General features: G+C 40.4%; 18 protein-coding genes. 10 read left to right on the top strand and 8 right to left on the bottom strand.

What is annotated here, in order from left to right; all coding sequences use genetic code 11:
* Positions 1 to 33: 33 nt before the first annotated feature.
* Positions 34 to 2,250, bottom strand: coding sequence for a transglycosylase domain-containing protein (locus MUS1_RS09345; RefSeq protein ID WP_245595788.1), 2,217 nt, complete (start codon positions 2,248 to 2,250; stop codon positions 34 to 36).
* Positions 2,251 to 2,622: 372 nt separating this feature from the next.
* On the opposite strand from MUS1_RS09345, the gene MUS1_RS09340 reads away from it, so the two are divergent.
* From MUS1_RS09340 to modC, 4 genes are all read left to right on the top strand, one after another.
* The gene (locus MUS1_RS09340) at positions 2,623 to 2,952 is read left to right on the top strand and encodes a Rieske (2Fe-2S) protein (protein WP_036161720.1); all 330 of its coding nucleotides are present in this window, start codon (positions 2,623 to 2,625) and stop codon (positions 2,950 to 2,952) included.
* Positions 2,953 to 3,031: 79 nt separating this feature from the next.
* A complete protein-coding gene (modA, locus tag MUS1_RS09335; protein WP_051436195.1) occupies positions 3,032 to 3,811 on the top strand; it encodes a molybdate ABC transporter substrate-binding protein in 780 nt (259 codons plus the stop codon).
* Positions 3,812 to 3,822: 11 nt separating this feature from the next.
* Positions 3,823 to 4,521, top strand: a complete 699-nt coding sequence (gene modB, locus MUS1_RS09330) for a molybdate ABC transporter permease subunit (RefSeq protein ID WP_036161716.1) — start codon at positions 3,823 to 3,825, stop codon at positions 4,519 to 4,521.
* Complete coding sequence (gene modC / locus MUS1_RS09325) at positions 4,518 to 5,639, top strand: molybdenum ABC transporter ATP-binding protein (protein ID WP_084035596.1); 1,122 nt, start codon at positions 4,518 to 4,520, stop codon at positions 5,637 to 5,639. The genes modB and modC overlap by 4 nt, the downstream gene beginning before the upstream one ends.
* On the opposite strand, the gene MUS1_RS09320 is transcribed toward modC, so the two are convergent.
* Positions 5,636 to 6,274, bottom strand: a complete 639-nt coding sequence (locus MUS1_RS09320; protein ID WP_211236453.1) for an HD domain-containing protein — start codon at positions 6,272 to 6,274, stop codon at positions 5,636 to 5,638. The genes modC and MUS1_RS09320 overlap by 4 nt on opposite strands.
* A 41-nt stretch (positions 6,275 to 6,315) precedes the next feature.
* On the opposite strand from MUS1_RS09320, the gene MUS1_RS09315 reads away from it, so the two are divergent.
* On the top strand, positions 6,316 to 6,531 hold the full coding sequence (locus MUS1_RS09315; RefSeq protein WP_036161713.1) for a hypothetical protein: 216 nt from the start codon (positions 6,316 to 6,318) through the stop codon (positions 6,529 to 6,531).
* A 301-nt stretch (positions 6,532 to 6,832) separates the two neighbouring features.
* Positions 6,833 to 7,768 carry a GGDEF domain-containing protein gene (locus MUS1_RS09310; RefSeq protein ID WP_245595787.1) on the top strand — a complete coding sequence of 312 codons (936 nt, stop codon included), beginning with the start codon at positions 6,833 to 6,835 and terminating at the stop codon, positions 7,766 to 7,768.
* 132 nt (positions 7,769 to 7,900) lie between these two features.
* Here the strand turns inward: MUS1_RS09310 and MUS1_RS09305 are convergent, their stop codons facing one another.
* The 3 genes from MUS1_RS09305 to MUS1_RS09295 all read right to left on the bottom strand — a co-directional run bounded on the left by MUS1_RS09305 (position 7,901) and on the right by MUS1_RS09295 (position 13,834).
* On the bottom strand, positions 7,901 to 9,571 hold the full coding sequence (locus MUS1_RS09305) for a methyl-accepting chemotaxis protein (RefSeq protein WP_036161698.1): 1,671 nt from the start codon (positions 9,569 to 9,571) through the stop codon (positions 7,901 to 7,903).
* A gap of 393 nt (positions 9,572 to 9,964) precedes the next feature.
* Positions 9,965 to 11,566 (bottom strand): isocitrate lyase, encoded by a 1,602-nt coding sequence (locus tag MUS1_RS09300; protein ID WP_036161695.1) that lies wholly within the window; start codon positions 11,564 to 11,566, stop codon positions 9,965 to 9,967.
* A 66-nt stretch (positions 11,567 to 11,632) separates the two neighbouring features.
* Entirely contained in the window at positions 11,633 to 13,834 is a 2,202-nt protein-coding gene (locus tag MUS1_RS09295) for a malate synthase G (RefSeq protein WP_211236452.1), read from the bottom strand.
* Between the two features lie 193 nt (positions 13,835 to 14,027).
* Here MUS1_RS09295 and MUS1_RS09290 point away from each other — a divergent pair, with 193 nt between their 5' ends.
* The gene (locus tag MUS1_RS09290; RefSeq protein ID WP_245595786.1) at positions 14,028 to 15,515 is read left to right on the top strand and encodes a DUF3612 domain-containing protein; all 1,488 of its coding nucleotides are present in this window, start codon (positions 14,028 to 14,030) and stop codon (positions 15,513 to 15,515) included.
* Between the two features lie 153 nt (positions 15,516 to 15,668).
* Positions 15,669 to 16,883 carry a phosphoribosyltransferase family protein gene (locus MUS1_RS09285; RefSeq protein ID WP_036161691.1) on the top strand — a complete coding sequence of 405 codons (1,215 nt, stop codon included), beginning with the start codon at positions 15,669 to 15,671 and terminating at the stop codon, positions 16,881 to 16,883.
* A gap of 73 nt (positions 16,884 to 16,956) precedes the next feature.
* Here the strand turns inward: MUS1_RS09285 and MUS1_RS09280 are convergent, their stop codons facing one another.
* Positions 16,957 to 17,541, bottom strand: coding sequence for a hypothetical protein (locus MUS1_RS09280; protein WP_036161690.1), 585 nt, complete (start codon positions 17,539 to 17,541; stop codon positions 16,957 to 16,959).
* 259 nt (positions 17,542 to 17,800) lie between these two features.
* On the opposite strand from MUS1_RS09280, the gene MUS1_RS09275 reads away from it, so the two are divergent.
* Positions 17,801 to 18,385: a HupE/UreJ family protein gene (locus MUS1_RS09275; RefSeq protein ID WP_036161688.1), complete on the top strand. Its 585-nt coding sequence runs from the start codon at positions 17,801 to 17,803 to the stop codon at positions 18,383 to 18,385.
* A 257-nt stretch (positions 18,386 to 18,642) separates the two neighbouring features.
* Positions 18,643 to 20,835, top strand: coding sequence for a bifunctional diguanylate cyclase/phosphodiesterase (locus MUS1_RS09270; RefSeq protein WP_036161686.1), 2,193 nt, complete (start codon positions 18,643 to 18,645; stop codon positions 20,833 to 20,835).
* 128 nt (positions 20,836 to 20,963) lie between these two features.
* Here MUS1_RS09270 and MUS1_RS09265 read toward each other — a convergent pair whose 3' ends face one another.
* Together MUS1_RS09265 and MUS1_RS09260 are read right to left on the bottom strand one after the other, a co-directional pair.
* Entirely contained in the window at positions 20,964 to 22,406 is a 1,443-nt protein-coding gene (locus MUS1_RS09265) for an aspartate kinase (RefSeq protein WP_036161684.1), read from the bottom strand.
* A 255-nt stretch (positions 22,407 to 22,661) separates the two neighbouring features.
* Positions 22,662 to 23,051, bottom strand: a complete 390-nt coding sequence (locus MUS1_RS09260; RefSeq protein WP_036161683.1) for an ectoine synthase — start codon at positions 23,049 to 23,051, stop codon at positions 22,662 to 22,664.
* Between the last annotated feature and the right edge of the window lie 30 nt (positions 23,052 to 23,081).

Here is a 23,081-nt window from a genome sequence, read left to right as displayed (position 1 = left end):
CCACTCCTTACAAATTAAAAGCTATATAGTTTCTTAAAAAGGCCAAAAACAAGAAGAACTGTCTTTCGGTTCAGTGCCTAAAATAAAGGCTAACGGTGTTTTATCATTACAACGATCAGCTGCAATTTCAAATTTATCATCCAACACGTTAAAACGTGCAGCGCCGCTAGGCAAACTGTCTGGCAAAGATCTAGGGTTCACGTTTTTAGTGAAATCAATCCACACTTTCAGAGCCCCACTACTCCCCGTTATGCTTAACGGAACATTGTCGTCATCGCCAAGCCATACTGTCGTGGAGTAATCTCCTGTTATACCAATATACCAACTGTCTTTCTGTTGGTTTGTTGTACCTGTTTTTGCAGCGAAATTAAGCCCTGGAAACGCCGCTTGCGCCGCTCTAGCGGTGCCTATTTTTGGGGTTTTCGTCATGCCATCTAATGTCACAGCAAGTACAGCATCAGTGAAAGGTACTTCATTTTTCTGATCAAAGCGCTTCATCAAATGATCGTCTTGATCCATTACGGCAAGCACAACGCCCAATTCACTGCTCTTCCCTTGAGAAGCAATAGGCTGGAAGAGTCGAGACACTTCAAAAGGTGATAATTCCAAGGCCCCCAATGCCATCGCCGGATGCATTGTGAAAGGCCTCTTCACCCCTAATTGTCGCAAGGTGTCGCCAATTCGATCAAAGCCGACTTGTTGCGCCAAATTTACCGTCGCTAAATTATAAGATTTCGCCATAGCTTCATACAAATGAACAACACCATGGGTTTTACGATCGTAGTTTTCTGGTTCCCAAATTTGTCCGCCAACATCAAACCGCAAGCGTTTATCTTCAATTTTGGACCACCAGGTATAGCGCCCTGTTGCTAACGCGGATAAATACAGAGGTGGCTTAACCAATGAGCCAATCGGCCTAACCGCACCTAGAGCACGATTAAAACCAGTGTAATACTCACCACTGGAACCAACAATGGCACGAACCTGCGCTGATTCTCGATCAGTAACCACCATTGCACCTTGTAAGCCTTTTAATTTCGGGTCACGTTTTTCCAAAGCATTCACCTGACGTTGCATAGCTAAACTTGCGGCTCGCTGGGCACGAATATCGACGCCGGTATAAATCCGTAAATTTTTCGTAGCCAATGTAGTCTCGTCAAAATCTCGCGACAATTGCATTGCCACAAGGTCGAGATAATCCCCGTAAACCGAACGCTCTTTTTGTTTATTCGCCAGACGAATGGGTTGTTTTATCAAACTATTGTAATCGTTCTCTGATAAGCGCCCTTGGCTCTTCAATACACCTAATACTGTATTACGGCGTGCTTTCGCACGATTAGGAGAACGCTCCGGATTATAAAGAGACGGACCTTTTACCATACCAACCAGAAGCGCGAATTCATCGATATTCAATTCATTAAGAGGACGTCCAAAGAAATGCTGACTGGCCGCAGCGAAACCGTGTAAAGCACTGCTGCCTAGTTGAGCCAAATACACTTCGTTCATATAAGCAGTAATAATGGCTTCTTTGGAGTAATGATATTCAAGTAACAAACTCATAACAACTTCGGTTAGCTTTCGCGTGTAGGTTCGCTCAGAGCTCAAAAACATATTTTTAACCAGTTGCTGAGTCAAAGTTGAACCACCCTGACGACGTGAACCGTGAGTAAAATTAACAACTACAGCACGAGCAATACCAGTTAAAGAGATTCCCCAATGCTCATAAAAGTCTTGGTCTTCCACAGAGACAAGAATATCAATGAGAGTACTAGGAATTTCTTCGTATCTTAGTATTTGTCGGCTTTCTGTATTACCACCGTATAAAAAGCCAATACGTTGAGGCTCAATTCTAGCCTCTTCAACTTCCGAGCCATTCAACGTTTTAATAACGAGATAACCGTTCTGAAAAGAAAATATTCGTCTTTCACTTTCATGAAAACCTAAATGATCGACATAAGAACGTAGATGCGCGCTAACCTTAGTTTGACTTCGGGCTGCCCAACCAACATTTTGACTATTACGACCAAACCGATAACCGGTTTCTTCCAATAGATTTTCTAAATCTTGTTTTTTCCAAGGGGCGCCACTTTTAAGAATGACAGGAGCACTATAGACTTCCGAAGGCACTTGCCATTTTTGCCCTTCAAAACGACTTACGACCTGAGAATTCAACCACCAGACCCAGACAGAAAAAGGAATACTGGCAATTAAGGAAAAAATAAGTCCCCATTTAAAAAATCCACGAAACATCCTCCTAACAAATGAAGATTTAGGTGTTTTTTTCTTTCTGGTCGGGGACTTACGTGTAGATTTTGCTGGAGTTTTCTTAGCCATAGCGGTGAAGTATAAGGAGCTTCCGATATGCAAGCAACGTTATAAAAAGAACTAACTCAATTCTTGCATATTGACTCATGCATCCTAGCGCTTTAGAGTCCTTTCCTAACGGAAAGTTTATTTTACTGACACTTTCCTTAATTTAACTCATACAGTCGGCAACAAAATTGTGAATATACATCGCTAAATTGTAACCTCTTCAAGTTACTTTCTAGTCAGATGATTAAGAATAAGCATCAATTTCATTGAAATAAACAACATTAATTATAATAAAAGTGCGGTACTCACGTGTTTAATAAGCATTTAATACCTAATACGCAAAGCCTTTTAGAAGGCCAAGCACTTAACATCAAAGTAGAAGAATACGATTTTTTGGTTACCAAACAACAAGGCCAAATTATTGCTTACGAAAATAATTGCCCTCATCAAAACAAACCACTTAACGACGAGTACGATATGCCACTGGATGCTGAAGGCGATTACTTAAAATGCCATCATCATGGCGCGCTCTTTTCACCACAAGATGGCTCCTGTATTACCGGCCCTTGTCAGGGAAGCCACCTTAAAAAGGCAATAGTAGGTATGGAACAAGGCAATTGTTATCTGTTATTTGCCTAGTTTTCACTAAATTAGTTGTTACATATATGAAGCGTGGGCTAAATAAAAGAGCATGATAAACAAGGCACTTTTAATCGTTATGCAATCTATTAAAAACATAAAGATAATTGCCTTATTCTCCTCTTCTTTATGGCTCTTCGCCCTACCTTCAAAATCACTCGCAGACACGTTACACCTTGCTGTAGCGTCTAATTTCATCGCCCCCATTCAACACCTGTCTAAAGTATTCGAAAAGGAAACTGGTCATACGATAACCCTTTCTTTTGGTTCTTCTGGCAAACTCTTCGCGCAAATCAAACACGGCGCACCATACGATATTTTTCTCTCCGCGGATCTAATAAAACCACAAACTTTAATTGATGATCAGGTCGCAAAACCTGAAAGCTTGGTTATCTACGCGAAAGGCCAATTAGCGCTTTGGTCTAGAACAACTAAGCCTTTAGATTCTTTAGAAGAAACATTGTTGAGTACAAAACGCATCGCCATCGCCAACCCTAAGTTAGCACCCTACGGAAAAGCCGCTGAGGAAAGCCTGCGTCATTTATCTTTATGGGATAAGGTTCAGCACAAATTGGTACGAGGCGAAAACATAGGTCAAACGTATCAGTTTGTTTACTCAAAAAACGCTGACGTCGGATTCGTTGCGCTGTCTCAAGTGCAATCTCAAGTGAAAGAAAATCAAACTGAAGGCCAGATAATAAAAATCCCAAGTTCATTTTATAGCGATATTAACCAGGCAGCAGTTGCCCTAAACAGAACTGACAAGGCAGTATTAGCCGAATCCTTTATGACTTTTTTAATGCGAGTTGACACCCAAGCTCAAATAGCTCAATTTGGCTATATAACAGTACAAAACTAGGCAAAAACTCAATGCAATTAAGTCCAGAAGACATCGATGCCATATGGCTGACATTAAAGCTTGCGAGCTTAGTCACCCTATTATTGCTCTTTGTTAGTACTCCGATTGCTTGGTGGCTTGCTCGTACACAGTCTTGGTTAAAAGGCCCAATCAACGCGATTGTTGCTATGCCGCTGGTTTTACCACCAACTGTATTGGGTTTTTATTTACTGATTTTTTTAGGCCCACAAGGTCCGATTGGAAAACTCTTTGATGAGCTTGGCTTTTCACCACTGCCTTTTAGCTTTTCCGGCTTGGTCGTTGCATCTATGCTGTATTCATTGCCTTTCGTTGTTCAGCCCATTCAAAATGCATTTTCAGCAATGGGAAACAGCCCGTTAGAAGCCGCAGCGACTCTGCGCTCATCACCATTAGATAGATTTCTTTATGTGGCTATTCCTCTAGCAAAACCAGGGTACATCAGTGCTACTGTATTAGGCTTTGCTCATACTGTTGGAGAATTTGGCGTGGTGTTAATGATGGGTGGAAATATACCCAATGAAACACGGGTTATTTCAGTGCAAATATACGATCACGTTGAAGCTCTCGAATATGATCAAGCACATTCTCTTTCGTTACTTATGGTTGCTTTTGCCTTTATTGTTCTCGCCTTTTTATACAGTGTTCAAAGGCGACAAAAGAACCAATCGGTAACCGGTAGCTTGCTATGAGAAACATAACCGAAGTGAAAAAAAACACTTTATCTAATGCATTAAACATCTCAATCTCACAGCAAACTTTAGGGCAATCTAACTTTTCTTTGAGCCTTGACATTCAAATTCCAAACTCTGGTGTAACCGCTTTATTCGGGCCATCAGGCTCAGGTAAAACCACTCTATTACGCTGCATAGCAGGATTGGATAAACACCTACAAAGCAACATAAGCTTAAATGGGGAAGTATGGCAAAGCGATTCTATTTCGCTCCCTTCTCATCGCCGACCAATTGGTTATGTATTCCAAGAAGCAAATTTATTCCCTCATCTAACCGCAGGCGAAAATCTGGACTTCGCCATCAAGCGAGCGGACAAAACACAGGCGGTTATTTCTTATTCTGATGTTGTCAGTTTGATGGAGATTGAACCACTTTTATCTCAGTACCCAACACAACTGTCTGGCGGAGAACGTCAACGAATCGCCATAGCCAGAGCACTATTAATCCAGCCAAAATTACTCTTGATGGACGAACCTTTGGCAGCATTAGATGAGACGCTAAAACAAGAAATCCTGCCTTATTTAGAACAACTTTGCCACAGCGCTAACATTCCTATCATTTACGTTAGCCATTCACTTGATGAGGTCATTCGCTTAGCCGATCACATGATTGTCTTAGACAAAGGAAGCGTTATTGAAGAAGGTGAAACTCAAGCTTTACTCGGTAAACTCAGTACGTCATTCGCTCGACACCAAGATGCCAGCGTCGTAGTTTCAGGTATCGTGGTAAAACAAGAAAATGAATGGGGGTTATCATGGCTAGAGATTGGCAATCAAACAATTGGATTTAAACAAGGAAAAGAAACATTAGGCGATACCCTGCGTTTAAGAATCCAATCAAAAGACGTTAGCTTATCTTTAAGTGAGCAAGAAGGTTCAAGTATTTTGAATCGCCTCCAAGTCATCATCGACGATATGGAGCAAGATCCAAAAGACCCAGGCATGATGATGGTTAGGCTTCTAGCAGATAAGACGCCTATTCTTGCTAAAATCACCACTTTATCAGCGCATAAACTAAAACTCTCGAAAGGTCAAAAAGTCATCGCTCAAATCAAATCTGTCGCACTTTTACGCTAAACTTCTTGTGCCAGTTGATGTAAGAATTCTTGCATGACACCTTCCCGCCTCTTTCCTTCTATTCTGGCTGACGAAGTATTCAAGCTCTGAGCAATACGAAATAATTTATTATAAAAATGATCTATCGAATACAAGGCATCATCAGGTTCACGCACTTCACAAAATGGATCTTCAAGTGAATATAAAGCCCGATTAAGCGCGCCACTAACTTGCATACAACGTGCAATACCTACGGCACCCAATGCATCTAAACGATCCGCATCTTGTACTATTTTTGCTTCCAAGCTTTCAGGCACTATATTCGCACTAAAGCTGTGAGCTCGAATGGCATGATGAATCGCTTGATGATATTCAGCTGGATAATTAATCGAAGCTAAAAAATCAACAGCTTTATCCCCTGCCATAGTCGAGGCCAAATGGCGATCTGGATGATTCTTTGGCAAAGACACACAATCATGTAACCACGCAGCGGGTACCACAACGGCTAGCTCAGCACCTTCTTCTATCGCTAATTGGTTGGCTACTTTCACCACACGCGTGATATGGCTAATATCGTGAGCTGCATCAGCATGACCTTGAGTTTCTAAGAAATCGCGACAACGCATTTCAAACTCAGATAAAAAATCAAAAGACATTATTCTTTAGCTTCCACTTAATTTAGGTTTTGCTATAAACCTTGGTTAACTTTGTAAAAAGTAAGTCTAACTTAAAGCTTACTCATGCTGCATTAAATGGCGCTGGTATTGCATTCGCTTGGGACTGGCATGTGGATGAACTACTTAAAAGCGGCCAGCTGATTGCGCTAACTCAACCAATTGACTGCGATAAGAATGGTTTTTTCTCACCCAAAACAAAGTTAATCAACATAACATTCATGCTGCTAACTTTATAAGTTGGGTAGAAAAGTTCGCAAAAAAGTAAACCAAAAAAACATATCGAGCTAAAAGCGATTCTGAATAAAAGCAGATAAAAACAAAAAACACACCAAGTCTCATGTATAATTTTTCAGCTCAAGCACTAGCTAATTAAGCACATCCTAATTGAGTAAGATCCAAAACTAGCGCAAATTAACAAACTGATATGATCAATTTATGCACCAAACTAAACAAAACCAGCTAAACCATATGTTAACGCTACGAATTGTAGAGCTGACGATTATCACCTTAATATGTGCCATTTTCATCAGGCCACTATTGTCCGAAGTCCATAGTTATTTCTTTTGGATAGAATTAATCGATTTAAGCTTGGCGACCATTTTCTATTTTGTTATTCGAGCGGGGTTCTTAGATAAATGGAAAGTCACAATATCGTTAATTTCTTCCAACCTTCTGATACTTCCACTTCTTGCTATATCGGGAGGCGTAAACAGCCCATTGGCTTTTTTCTTGCCATTAATGCCTATTATGGCAGCGTTAATTGGAGGCAGAATAGAGTCTCTCGTTATCGGTATCATTCTGATTTCAGCCATTGTCTTAGCCACTATATTTGGCAATGTGATTATGGATCTAAACGACCATGTATATTCTAATGAAAAAACCATCAGTCGTAGCTTTTGGTTAATTATCACCATTGTCTTTAGTATGTTTTTCGGTCGTTTTTTCCTGCAAAAATTCACTGAGCTTACAGACCAGTTAAAAGATGAAAACCTTCAAGACCCTTTGACCAACTTACTTAACCGTCGAGGACTGAGCTATCATCTCGAAAAAGAACTGAATAAAGCAGACATAAATTCACCAGTAGCCTTGCTACTTATCGATATCGATTATTTTAAAAATATTAATGATGTATACGGTCACGATATAGGTGATCTATGCTTAACGGAAGTCGCTGTCATACTTAAAGCAGCGCTGAGAAAAAATGACATCATTGCTCGATTTGGCGGCGAAGAATTTATTATCATCCTCCCAAATACGCCTAAAACAGAAGCAATAACGATCGCAGAAGTATTGAGGAATAAGGTGTCTCAAGAGACTTATAGTGAATTTAAACTACCTTTGACCATCACTTTAGGGGTTACCGAATCAAAACGAGAAAATGATACTACGTTAAAAATAATCAAGCGCGCTGATAAAGCCCTTTACAAAGGGAAAGACAAAGGCCGTAACCGCGTAGAGATTTCAGAAAACTAGTTCACTACAAAATGAACAGTGAACTACTCCCTTTGTAAGAGCACCAGTCTTAATAAAAGACACAAAAAAGAATGCCGAAGCATTCTTTTTTTAAAACCTGTGATTCTCTAAACCTAGTGCTTAATCTAATAATTACACTTTAAATTTATCGCTAATGCTTTTAATCACTTGGGCCTGTTCTTCTAGTAACAGCATTTGCTCTGCTGTCTGATTAGATTCATCACCAATATTTTCAGCTAGTACGGCGATTCCAACTACATTTTTAGCGATATCGCTCGCTACTTGAGATTGCTGATAGGCTGCGGTAGAAACCTGAACATTCATTTGAGTCAAATTATTAATTGAGTCCGTGCTTGAATGAATAATCTCACTAATTTTCGCCATAGCATTTTCAACCATTTCACGTCGTTGCATTGACCCCTGCATATCATCCGTCGCTTTAGTCGCACTTTGCTGAAGCTTCTCTAACACTTCTTTAATCTCAACCGTACTTTCTTGACTACGTTGAGCTAAACCACGCACTTCGTCTGCTACAACAGCAAAACCACGACCTTGTTCACCCGCTCTAGCGGCTTCGATTGCAGCATTAAGTGCTAATAAATTAGTCTGTTCAAAGATCCCTTGAATAACCCCAACGGCAACATTGATCTCATCAACATTTCCACCAAGAACATGAATAGACTGCTCTACTGTATTCAATACAGAGCTCAGCTCGTTCAATTCAACACGAGACAGTTGCACTTGTTTTAATACTTCTTGGATCTCTAGTTCCGTACTTTCAGCAGATCGCTTTGTTGATTCTGCATTACCAGCGATTTCATTTGAGTTCGCTTTCATTTCCTCAATCGCACTCGCAACCAAGTTTGTCTCATTAATTTGTCGATCAGATGATTCAAGAAGCGTCACACGCTGTTGATTCGACTTCGCAGAAATAGAAAGAAGATCACTACTCGAACGCTTCAAATAACTAATGTCAACGGCCATTGAATCTAAAAACGTATTAAAGTCCGTCGCAATGTTATTTAAAATATCAATCGAACTATTAGGTAATTTCTTAGTTAAATCTCCTTGACCACTGGCTAAGTTTTTCACAGCCGCACCTAACGTCATTAATGGGTTTAAGACTGAACGAGAAGACATTAAAACAATCAGCGTCAGCACTACAAACACAAACGCTAAAATAGTTAAAGCAGTTAATTGAATAGTGGACTGGATATCATCCATAGAAGACGAGATTTCTGCGACAATTTTATCTGTGCTATCAATATAGAAGCCGGTACCAATCACCAAGTTCCATTTTTGAACATAAACCCCATAGCCGTATTTCATACTCGACTCAGTTTCGCCAGGTTTAGGAAAATAGAACTGACTGAAGCCGTCACCTTTTGTCGCAGAAGTAATAATATCTTGTATCAGTAAATTCCCTTCTGTGTCCTTCAAATCAAAAAGGTTAATGTTCGTTTTAGCACCAGCACCATGCATCAGTCTTAAGCCATCAGTAGCATACGCATACAAATAGCCTTCGCCACCATCAAACTTATAGGTGTTCAATATAGCCATGGCCTCTTGCAAACCTTCTGTACCTGGTTTATTGATTTGCGGTTGAATAATACTGATCGCAGAATCAAGAACGGTTACTAGGCGATTTTTTTCTGTCTCTATTGTTGCCTGCTCAACAAGATTAGTAATACCATTATTTATTGTTTTCAGCGTCTGCATTTGAGTGAATGCGCTGATAATGGCAATAAATAGAAAGGGACTAAACGCAAGCAAATAGATCCTTAACTTAAGAGACTTGAACATAAAATTTTCCTTGCTGAAGTATAGATACAAACTCTTTAGAGTCGAATTTGTATCTATAAAATAAACTTTATTTTTCGTTTGCTTATAAAACAAACAATAATGGCTTAATAAGTTCGAAAAGGTACCAGAAGGGAAATTAAAATCCATAAAAATCAACAAAAAAATCAATAAAGATTACTTCAACCTTCAATCTCTACGACACAGGTTCACACAACTGAGTATTTACCTTCAAATATAACTTGATTAAGTACCGTTAAAAAAACCCACAGAGGGGAAGCTTGAAGTGACCCTCAATAGTTGGACTATCCAATTACTGGGGGTCACTTCAGCTGCTGGTCTTTTTTCATTTCAAACATTGATCTAGTTTGAACAGGTGGTTATTGCTAGCCAATATTAACCAGCGAACTGATTCATTGTATTGTCCTTACCTGACGCTTTAAGAGCATGTGCACCAGAGAAGTACTCTTTATGGTCATCGCCCATGTTAGAACCTGACATATCTTGGTGCTTCACACAGGCTAAACCTTGTCGAATCTCTTTACGCTGAACCTCTAGCACGTAACCCAACATACCTTGCTTACCAAAATAGTCTTTCGCTAAATTGTCTGTCGACAAGGCCGCAGTATGATACGTCGGTAACGTAATCAAATGATGGAAGATACCAGCTTGCGCAGCTGCGTCTTTTTGGAAGCGACGGATCTGTTCATCTGCTTCAGTAGACAAATCTGTCTCATCATAGTCTTGAGACATTAGTTTTTCACGTTGGTACGCTGATACATCTTTGCCTTCTGCCAACCATGCATCAAATATTTGCTGGCGAAAGTTCAACGTCCAGTTAAAAGAGGGGCTGTTGTTGTAAACCAATTTGGCATTTGGCACCACATCACGAATGCGATTAACAATCGATGCAATCTGCCCAATATGTGGTTTCTCTGTTTCAATCCACAAAAGATCCGCACCATGTTGCAAAGACGTAATGCAATCCAATACCACACGATCTTCACCAGTATTTGGTTTAAAGCGAACCAAGCCATTTGGTAAACGAGTCGGCTTAATAAGCTGCTCACCTTGTTTGATTGCCATATCACCCGACTTCATATCTTCTAAAGAAGTAACCTCTTCGCCATCGATAAAAGAATTGTACTGTTCCGCCAAATCTCCTTCCGTTTGTGACACTGGAATTTTTTGAGTTAAACCAGCCCCCAAGGAATCAGTACGCGCTACGATGATCCCATCGTCCACACCCAACTCTAAAAAGGCATAACGTACCGCGTTAATTTTCGCCAAGAAGTCTTCATGAGGTACTGTTACCTTGCCGTCTTGATGACCACATTGTTTAGCATCGGATACTTGGTTTTCTAACTGGATACAACACGCGCCTGCTTCAATCATTTTCTTCGCGAGTAAATAAGTCGCTTCTTCATTACCAAACCCGGCATCAATATCGGCAATGATAGGCACTACATGCGTTTCGAACTCATCTACTTTTTGTTGTGCTGCTTGCTCACGTACTTGATCTCCAATTTCTCTCGCATCGTCCATCTCTTTAAACAAATGCTGTAACTCACGAGCATCGGCTTGTTTTAAGAAGGTATACAGCTCTTCAATCAAAGATGGCACTGAGGTTTTCTCATGCATAGATTGATCTGGTAATGGCCCAAACTCAGAGCGCATCGCCGCCACCATCCAACCTGACAAATAAAGGTAGCGGCTTCGTGTTGTACCAAAATGTTTCTTAATTGAAATCATTTTCTGTTGCCCAATAAAACCATGCCAGCAGCCTAAAGACTGTGTGTAATTAGCAGGGTCTTTATCATAACTCGCCATATCTTCACGCATTATTTTTGCTGTGTATTTGGCAATATCCAAGCCTGTATTAAAGCGATTCTGCAGTTGCATTCTCGTCACATACTCAGGATTCATCGCAGCCCAAGTTGGGCCTTGCTGCTGTAGTATTTGATTTGCTTGTTGCATTTTATTTTTATAAGTTTGCATGATATTCCTCACTTTTTTAAGGTCATTTTTATTAATTACAGATTTGTTAAGTCGTTTTATTTAGCATCACGAATTAAGTGCTTTCACATTCATACGGTAAGCGTGTAATAAAGGCTCGGTATAACCGTTCGGTTGATCTTGCCCTTTGAAAATCAAATCTTGAGCGGCTTTAAAAGCAAAGCTTGGCTCTTCGTTTTTACCTAAAACGTTTGGCATCATTGGTCGATAACCTTGAGTTCCTTTATTTTGCTCATCCACCACAATCGCCATACGCTGCATCACGTCATCCACTTGTGTTTTGGTACAAACTCCATGAAGCAACCAATTGCTTAAATGCTGACTCGAAATACGTAAAGTGGCGCGATCTTCCATCAGGCCAACATTGTTGATGTCAGGTACTTTTGAACAGCCAACCCCCGCCTCTACCCAGCGCACTACATACCCCAGCAGACCTTGAACGTTATTTTCAATTTCTTTTTCAATAACTGGGTTTGATAAGGTCAACGTATTGGGAATAATAGGAATACTTAGTAGATCCTTTAAGCTTGATTTAGGGCGTGATTTAATTCGCTCCTGAACCTCGAATACATTCACTTGGTGATAATGCAAAGCATGTAAGGTTGCCGCTGTTGGTGAAGGCACCCAAGCCGTATTCGCACCGGCTTTGGGGTGAGCGATTTTCGCTTCCATCATGGCAGCCATTTCATCGGGCATCGCCCACATGCCTTTGCCAATTTGCGCCTTACCTTGCAAACCACATTGCAAGCCGATATCAACGTTGCGATTTTCATACGCTTGAATCCAAGGCTGGGTTTTAATCTGATCTTTTGGCAAAAATGCGCCCGCCTGCATACTGGTATGTATCTCATCACCTGTTCGATCTAAAAAACCGGTATTAATAAAGAACACGCGCTCTTTTGCCTGACGAATACACTCTTTCAAGTTCACCGTTGTACGGCGCTCTTCATCCATAATGCCGATCTTGATGGTGTTTTTTGGTAAGTCCAGCATTTGCTCTACACGTCCAAACAACTGGCAACTAAACGCCACTTCATCAGGGCCGTGCATTTTGGGTTTAACGATATAAATACTGCCTGTTCGGCTATTTCGGCAATTTCGGTTGTTGGGTGTAGACTTCAAATCCAGAGCGCCAATCAAGGTCGTCACCACCGCATCCATAATGCCTTCAGGCACAAAGTTACCAAGCGAATCCTTCACCAAATCACATTCCATCAAATGCCCAACATTACGAATCAATAACAATGAACGGCCATGTAAGCGATATTCTTCTCCGTCTAAACTGGTAAAACTGCGATCTGGGTTCATTCTTCGTGTCTGACGTTGACCGTCTTTTTCGAAGCTGGCTTCCAATGAGCCTTGCATCAAACCAAGCCAATTGCGATACACTTCAATTTTGTCTTCTGCATCCACAGCGGCGACAGAGTCTTCACAATCAACAATGGTGCTTAGTGCCGACTCAATAATAATGTCACTAATATTCGCTTTGTCTTTTGTGCCATTTGTGTTGTTACGATCAAACTGTATTTCTACATGTAAACCGTTGTTATTTAGTAAAACCGCTTCTGGTTCGCTACGTTGGCCATTCACTGCCACCAGTTTAGAAGGCTTTTTCAAACCGGATTGGCTGCCATCATCAAAAAATGCCAACAAATGACGGTAATAAACCACATAGCTACTAACATCTTGATGTGAGCCATTTTCTAAAGGAAACACCTCATCCAAAAAAGCCTTTGCTTTATGAATAACCTGTTCACCACGCGTTTCGTTGTATCCATTTCCTGTAGCTAACTCTCCAACCTTAGGAATCACATCCGTTCCGTAGAAAGCATCGTACAAACTGCCCCAACGAGCATTTGCGGCATTCAAAGCAAAACGCGCATTCTTCACTGGAACCACCAATTGTGGCCCAGCTAAAGTGGCAATTTCAGCATCAACATTCTCAGTCGTAATAGAGAAGTCTTCGCCTTCTTTTACCAAGTAACCAATCTCTCGTAAAAAAGATTCATAGCTTTGCACATCGATTGGCTGGCCTTTTCTCGCCAAGTGCCATTGGTCAATCTGTTGCTGCATGACATCTCGGGTTGCCAATAACTGACGATTCACTGGTGCTAAATCCGCTATTAATGTTTCAAGATCACACCAAAAAGTAGTCGGCTCAATATCATGAAGTGGTAACACTTCATCATTCATGAAGTTATAAAACGCTGGATGAATCAGGTTATTATTTTTAGATAAGGGCATTGTCATTTTACTTTCCTTCTTAGTGAGCTTTTCTCATCTTCATCGTGTGGCATTTGGTATTCACTACTTTCTTTCGTGATTCCGTTTGCTTGATTTATAGTCTATGCGTTACTAGAATAAAATTTCACAATAAAAATTATACAGTGTAAATTTTACAAAAATGAAAAATAAAAATAACCTAAACCGCAAAGCCCATTTTTTGGGCACAAAGATCCGCAACCTCCGTAAACGCAACCGTTTAACGATGGAAGACCTGTCATCAAGATGCATAAAAGTCGATGCGGAGTCCGCACCTTCTGTGTCTTATTTATCGATGATTGAACGGGGAAAACGCATTCCTAGTGAAGACGTTTTGGAAGTTATCGCCAACGTTTTTCAAAAAGAAATGGATTGGTTCCTTGATGATATTCCCGAAGAAGACGCCATTACACCGTCAAAAGGTTCTGGTGGTGGCATTAGTGGTATGGCATTAGAACCCAATTTTTTATTCTCTAAAGACATACTCCAAATCGCCATTCCTGAAATGCTGTCACAAACAGGAACCAGCGGTCGTCAATTTGCTCATTTACTGATTCGCGCTCATCAAGAACACAACCAAAACCATTTCCCTGACCTTGAACGCGCCGCGGAAGATGTTGGACACAAACGTTTACCATTAAGCCTTGACGACATTGTCGCCATCACAAAACAAATGGGTCTACAGATAAAGTGGTTCCGTAAAACGCCTTTGTCTGTTTTAGAAAGTATGGGGATTGATGAAAGTCACGTGGTCACCTCTTTCTTTGATCCACCAAGCACGATTTACATCAACCAGATCATGAAAACTCAACCGCAGCGTTTGAAATACAATTTGGCCGTTCATATTGGTCACGCGGTATTACACGACAAAGACGGTATGAAAAATGTGCTCGTTACGGGACGCAACGAAATATCACCACTGCAAGCTCGTAATTCAAAAATGCAGTCATCAGGTATGGATGCCCAAGATATTTTGTACGCATGGCGAGATTTCGAGTGCAGTTTTTTTGCTGGCGCTTTGCTCTGTCCAAAAGTGCCTTTTCGACAAATGCTAGACCGCAATGGTTACGAAATTAATACAGCGAAATTAGCAGGTGTATCAGAATCCGTCGCTATGCGTCGTATGACCGCCGCCTCGCCTTATCCTCATTGGCATTATTTTGATGCCTACGCACCGGGGAAATTGAAAGCCGTTTATCGAGGCAACGGGATTCCTTTGCCTTGGGGAAACATGAATTTAGTGGAAGACCCTTGTCAGCATTGGGCCGTTTTTCGCATGATAAGTGAACCAACCACAGGAACCTCTGCTCAGATATCGATTCTTAACGTTGCCGATGAACCTCGCATCTACGCTTGTGAATCTATTAAGGTTCAAGATCTTGCTGGGAACAGTCATGTACTTTGTTCTGGTATTGATCTCAATCCAGCCATAGACGCACAGGGCAAAGACGCCATTTCTATTGCAAATGATTTGAAGCAAGCTTGCGTCAGTCATAATGGCTCTTCTCGAATTCCTAAAAGTATTCAGAAAGATCTCATGAGCGTGGCAAAAATCCTCAATATCAACTGGGTTGAACGTGGTATTGAAAATGACGCCAGACTTATCTGTTCACGGGGAGCAGTTTGCCCAAGAACGCCAAGTTGTTACAAGCAATGTGAAGGGAGCTAATTCGGTCTATTTTGCAAGACTTCCATGTAAATAAAAACCGTCATGACCATTCTTTGACATGAAATTGCCATTTATACGTAATCAGGCCTATCGAAATACATCTACACGTATTAAAATCTGCTCAAATCCCCAACCCCTCGTTAAGGATCTTCAATGACTTTGTCGACCAGTCAGTCAACTAATGTCGTAGTTGTTAGTAACTCTTCCGATAATCCATTTGCCATCGATATTGCTTATGCAATGGGCCAATTCGATGACATCGCTGATTTGATCAGCATGAAGCAATTTATGAACTCTGAATTTTGCCCTCGGTTTATTTCCGACGAGGCAGATTTTGACAACATTGGACGCAAGCTTAAAGGCAAGTCTGTCATTATTGTCAGTACTGGCAGTCATGTAAAAAGCCGCCAAGAATTAGCCATGTCGAATTTCATCATCGCTCGTGCGGCGAAGGAAAACGGTGCAGCTCGTGTGATTCTTGTGGAACCTGATTTGTTTTACAGTGCACAGGATCGTGGCCCCCATAAAGATTTAGGCCAGACCAGTTTTGAACGTGATGTCAAAGATATTAAAAAATTCGACGGTCAACCTTTTACCGCCAAACTTTATGCTCAGATGCTAAAGCTGTCTGGTGTAGATACCGTAATGACAATTCACAACCATTCTGATTCGGTACAAAAAATCTTTACCGAAGTCTTCGAAGGCGACTTTCATAATCTAATTCCTTATGAGATTTACGCTCATTATTTGTTAAATTCAGATATTTTGCATTACGGAAAAGACGGTGAAGGCCTTGTGCTTTGTGCGCCTGACAAAGGTGCGCGAGATTTCGTTAAAGAAATGTACAAAGCGCTTGGGCTGAGCAAAGCAAAATTCATCATGCTCGATAAAGAGCGAACAAATGAACGTAAAGTAGAAATTACTCTACACAAAGAAAGTGAGCACACATTTGATGGCTTAGACGGCGCGAGTATTGTCTTGTTTGATGATATGGTTCGTACGGGTTCTACGGTCGTTAAATCTTGTCAGTTTTTACGCCAGATTAACCCAGAACGAATGGTATTTGCGGTATCGCATTTTTATGCCAGCGATGAAGGTCGTGAACGTATGGCGCACCCTGCTTTGGGTGAAATTTTAACACTGAACACATTACCAACGATTTTGAACCGTGATGAACAAGGTCGTTTGCGTAAGAAGATGGTGGTATTAAAGGTTGAGAAATGGCTTGCTCAAGAGCTGTGCAATATTCTTGATTTACCTCATAACCAAGACGCCAATCCATATAAAATTGATATGTCGTCCAAAAACCCTCGTTTTACACGTAAAATTTGGTTCAGTGAAGAGTTAAGCGAGCTGCAAGGAAAATAGCATTTTGAAGTCAGGTGAACCGCTTTCACCTGACTTCAATTCTATTACTTATCGTGATTTTAACGATTGCTCGTTAAGCGCGAAACGCCAATAATAAAATGTCTTTGATTTTTCGATCAATCTCAACACCCGCCGTTTCAAAATCATTTCTTACAACTTTATAAAGGAAAGGCTGTACGCCACGTAGTTTTTTGATTGCCTGTGGATCTTCTGCCAACAATACAGCCGTATAAGAGAAAGCATCATAATATGGGAAAGCTTGCTCTTTTAGCGCATTCAAATAAGAGTCGACGGTTTCTTCACCAAATACCTGTCGGATCGCTGTAATCGCACCAAACACGGCTGCACCTTCATATAACGCCGTTGTCTTTACATCACTAGCGCCCACTGGATACAAGCCTCGAACCATTTCTTGAATCACATCAACAAACAACATCACATCATTAGTGAAACTTCGTGATGGCATTTGGATAGTGTATCGATACGGCTCATCCGCGTGCGAAAAGAGAACGGTTGGTTTGGCAATATCGTCTAATACATCAAAACCGTCAAACTTAGCTTCGACTACGGCTTCACCAAAAAGAAACTCAACTGCAGGTAGCCAAGCTGTACGTAATTTTTCTAATTTTTCGATCTGTGTAGATTGAGTGTCTGCCACAACCTTTTCCTTATTCATTCTAATAACGGAGCGCTTGATTCATGATCAAAAGCACTTTTTACTTTAGCCTTTTCAATAAGCAGAACCTTACCATAATGCCGAAGTTCAAGCAGGAAAAACGTTAGATTAACAACACATAATTCAATTGTCCTTATATAGATATGGTAGAATTTCGGCTTATTCCAGCCGCAAGAGCGGTGGTTTAGGAAGGCTTTCGTTTATTAAGGTCTTTTCAAACTCATTTTTTAGGAGATAAACCATGCGTCTAAATACGCTTAAAATGGGCTTGGTTGCACTTATTGCTACCATACCCACACTTGCTTTTGCTCATCCAGGACACGAACATGCTTCCGGCTTCATGACAGGCTTCATGCACCCAATGCTTGGCTTAGATCATTTACTGGCGATGTTGGCGGTAGGTCTTTGGGGCGCAAGTCTTGGCGGTCGTGCATTATGGGCTGTTCCAACGGCATTTGTCGCCACTATGCTATTCGGCGGCGGGTTAGTTCTTTCTAGCATTCATGTCCCTTTCATTGAACAAGGTATCACCTTGTCAGTGATTATGATTGGCATGCTATTAGTCAGTGCTACTCGTCTCCCTGTTGTGGCTTCTGCAAGTATTGCAGGCTTGTTTGCGTTATTTCATGGTGCGGCGCATGGCGTAGAAATTCCGTTACATACAAGTGGAATAGAATATGGATTAGGCTTCGCGACAGCTACTCTGGCTTTGCATGTTGTTGGCCTAGGTTTTGGTACAGCGATGGTCCGCCTCCAAACACCAATCCTTACTCGTGCTACTGGTAGCGCTATTGCTCTTGCTGGCATATTTCTCGCCGTTGCATAGAACACATGTATTAACCGCGCCTTTCTAAGTTTAGTATCTTTATTAAACAGTCAAACCTTTAATGGCTTGTACGGAAAGTGCTGCGGTTTTCTCTTTTCCTAACATTACATTTCCCCCTATCCTAAAACGCCATTTACAAAACCAGCGATTAAGTTCCAAGACACACCACAACAATTTACAAAAAATGAAACATAGATATTCCTTTTATGGCTATCATATATTGATCATCATTAGGATAATTTTTAAGGGAAAACGGATTGAATAACGAGAAGCTTAAACAACCCTCAGCAGCCATTGCATCCTCGATTGCTTTTTTAGTAATTGCGCTTTTAGGCGGCTATTGGACAGTATCAACAAGTGACTCAATCGTTAATCAACAACAATCTATTTTAAAAGACCTATCTCGAACCCAAGCTTCTGTTTTAGAACGCCGGCTTTCTGCTGCAGTCTCTTCAGCACGTTTCTTATCGTATGAGGTGGAGCATCGTAAAGATAGCGATGAATGGTTTGATGATTATTCAAGTAACCTTATTAAGTCGATCTCCGACGTTGAAGGCCTACAACTTGCACCTGATGGGATTATTACTCGTATCTATCCTCTAGAAAAAAGTAAGATCGCAATTGGGTTTAATATTTTAGCTGAAAGTCAATATCAGGAAGAAGTCTTAAGGTCGATTAAAGAAAACAAGCTTATTGCTGTTGGGCCAGTGAAACTATTGCAAGGTGATGAGGCTATTATTGCTCGCGTCCCAGTTTTTTTAAATTCAGGCACTCAAAGAGAAATTTTTTGGGGATTTGCCTCAGCATTTATTTATTTAGACAGCCTAATAGAATCAACTAAACTAAAAGAACTTGAGCGACAAGGTTACCAATACCGCCTTTCAAAAATAAAAGACAACAACGTCACTGTTCTTTCAAGCTCTGACATTCCTCTAACCAAAATCAAGGCAACCACTGAATTAGTCTTACCAGTAGGCACTTGGACACTTGAAATAAGTAAAACCTTAGGTCCCCAATTAACTCAGCGACAGCTCATGGGCTATGGCATCAGTATCATTGTGGCATTTTTACTCTCCCTTGCTTTATATGCCATTTTAATACAACCACAAAGACTAAGAATTTTAGTTACAGAGAAAACCATAGAATTACAAGAACTAGCTTATCTAGATCCTTTAACAGGTTTACCAAACCGTAGATACTTACAAGATAAGCTACTCCTTATCCTGCAAAAAAACATGAAGAATAAACGTTTATCTGCTTTCATTTATTTTGATTTAGATAATTTCAAACGCATTAACGACACCATTGGCCATGATATTGGTGACAAAGTATTGGTGTTGGTCGCAGAAAAACTCAATCGATTAAAAGGCCCTTCAGATAAGGTTGTTCGTTTAGGTGGCGATGAATTTGGTATTTTATTAGACGACATCAATCATCCTGACGATGTAGCTGCATATGCAGACAAAGTCCTAAAAAGCGTCCAAAATCCATTCAAAATAAATGCCCAAGATTTCATACTAAGTACTTCACTAGGCATTGCAATGATCCCAGAGCATGGCGATGATTTAGTAACCATTATGCAAAACGCAGACATGGCTTTATATCAAGCAAAGCACCAAGGTAAAAATCAGTTTTCCTTTTACACAGAGAAAATGAAAATCAACACTTATGAGTTAATCAAGGAAGAAGAAGACTTAGCTAAAGCCATCAAAAACAATGAATTCGAACTCTATTACCAACCTCAATTTGATCTACATACCAACCAAGTGTTCGGTGCTGAAGCCTTAATTCGTTGGAACCACCCTGAAAAAGGACTCACTTTCCCAGATCACTTTATTCCATTGGCTGAAAATACAGGGAAAATTATCGAACTAGGTCACTGGATTGTCGAAAGCGGTATTTCCTATTTAGGTAAACGAAAAAAACAAGGCATGCCTGAAATCATGCTGCATATTAATTTATCCTCTAAGCAGCTTTCTGATCCGACGTTTGTTTCCTTCGTTCAAAAATTGCTTTTGAAATACGATGTTCCAGCAACATCACTTGGTTTTGAGATCACTGAAACATCTATTTTAGAAGACGTTGAATTAGCCAAAAAAATGCTGCAAACATTCCAAAATATGGGGATATGCATCGCTATTGATGACTTTGGAACCGGTTATTCGTCTCTTGCTCAATTAAAAAACTTACCTGTCACTCTATTAAAAATTGATCGTAGTTTCGTGATGGATTTAGAAGAGGATGAAGATGATAGAAAAATCATTGAGGCGATTATTGCAATGGCCCACAAACTTAATATTAAGGTACTGGCAGAAGGTATAGAAACCAGAGAACAATGGATAATGCTAGAGTCCTTTAACTGTGACTTTGGACAAGGCTACTATGTGAGTAAAGCTGTGACAGCTGATAAATTTAACAGAGGCCTGCCTATTACTCATCACGATATTTAACTTATCTTGCTAAGATTAGGATAAAATATTTTTTAGAAAACGAACAAAAAGCCCCAAGTTGAATTACTTCAACTTGGGGCTTTTTACTGTGAATTATGCTACTTAGGATAAATGAACCCAAGAACAAATTAAGATGCTAGACAGATAGCTCTACCATGGTTTTGTGCTTCTACTAACTCTTTATGTAGACTACAAATAGCTTTTTCATAGTCTTCTTCATCAACAACAAATTGCATATCAACCTGACGCATAGATTGGTGCATAGCCAATACGTTAACGCCTTGTTCTGCAATTGCTTTAACTGCTTTAGCAAGCATACCTGTTGTTTTCATATCGCTACCAATAGCAGACACAATAGCCACTTTACGTTGTGTTATTTCAGCGTCTCCGAAACTTTCGTGTAACACTTTCATAACACGCTTCAACGTTTTTAAGTTAATCGCTAAATAATGCGTAATAGTGTTGGCATTAATATCTTTAGCAATAATATGAGCATTAAACTGATTCAGTACTTTTAGAATACCAACATCAAATTTATCGATTTCACCTGCCATATCTTGGTCAAACAGTTCAACCGCAAAAACACCTCGACAACCCGCAATGATCTCAACACAAGGCGCGTCACTCACATAATCGCCAGTAATCAAGGTACCTGTATGCTCTGGTTCAAAGGTATTTTTCACACGTAATGAGATACCACTTTGACGCAAACCTTTGGCGGCTTTCGGGTGAATGGCTTCCATACCAAGATTTGCTAATTGATCAGCCACATCGTAGTTCGTTCGGCCAATTGGTACCGCCTTACTTTCACCAACCAAACGAGGGTCAGCACTGCTCAGGTGGAATTCTTTATGAATCACAGCTTCACGAGATTCCGTTAACACGGCGATACGACTAAAGGTCATTTCGCTGTAACCACGATCAAACGTCGACATCAAGCCAGTCTCACTGTGAGCATAACCGGTTGCAATTGGTAGCTCTTTGCTTAAATCAATGTCTTTAAATGCATCTAGAATTCGTTCATCAAGCGACATATGACTTGGGCTATTCCACCCTGTCAAATCAACAAAAACAGCGTTTACGCCATCACGCTCTAAAAGGTGAGCGGTATTCCATGCACTATGCGCTTCACCAAGACTGGCCAGCATTTCTCGTACGGTAGCGAGGTGCTCGCTAATCGAAAAATGTCCGTGCTGACAAAGGCGATGTAAGTCTTCTAAGCATTCTTGCGCTTCTTGTAGGCGACTATTTAAAAATGCATTGGCTTTATCTCGCAGTTCGCCAGCTTCAAATAAGGTATTGTTAATTTCCAACATGGCATTACGCACGTCGGTGAGTGCGGCAAACCAGTTGTTTTGCTTACGCTCTTGTGCGAACAAAGCAAAAACACCCGCATCGCCCGTTTTTTTGTGTTCTAGTAATTTATCCGTCATGCCTGCATAAGCTGAAACAACAAAAATACGTTGGTACAAATTACCAGCTTGAGTCGGTTTAAAAATTATATTATCTCTAATTGAACGGTAGTCACTCATGGACGTGCCGCCAATTTTTTCAACTGTGTGTTGTCCCATTATTTTTCCAATTCACTAGGGGTTGAAAGCAAACTTCAACCAGAGTCATAAAACTGCCGCTATATTGTCATAAGGTTGCGGAAATTTTAAGCATTAATCACCTTTTTAAGTATTCAAATCATCTCATAACCGCCATTAACTAAGGTTATAGCGATCTATTTTAAATAATTCTCAACTTAAATAGGTCTAGGAAAAATGGTTGAAAAAAACGCTTCATGAAGAAGCGTCTTTTTCGACCATAATTAAGTACGTGATTTATTCTAAAATCTCGTAAGCACCTTCTGAATTATGTACTTCTTTACCCGTAATTGGCGGATTAAATACGCACGCTAATTTCAACTCTTTAAAGGCTCTTAGCGTATGTGCATCATGCTTATCTAAAACATACACAACGCCAGGTTTAATTTGGTGTTTTTCACCTGTTTCTCGGCTTTCTACTTCACCTTCGCCTGACATGCAGTACACAGATTCAAGATGATTCTGATAATGCATATCGAAATCTTTGCCTTCATAGATTGTCGTAATATGAAAAGAAAAACCCATATTGTCTTCTTTCAATAAAAGGCGTGTACTTTCCCAGTTACCGTCAGGCGATACAACACGGCGCTCTGTTTTTTCACATTCTGCTAAATCACGTGCAAACATAAATGCTCCTTACTTTGTCTTAAAGTTCTT

Origin of the sequence: Marinomonas ushuaiensis DSM 15871 (assembly GCF_000521805.1) — a bacterium.
GTDB lineage: Bacteria > Pseudomonadota > Gammaproteobacteria > Pseudomonadales > Marinomonadaceae > Marinomonas > Marinomonas ushuaiensis.
The sequence above is the reverse complement of the archived record's forward strand: the minus strand, read 5'-3'. Positions and strand labels throughout refer to the sequence as shown.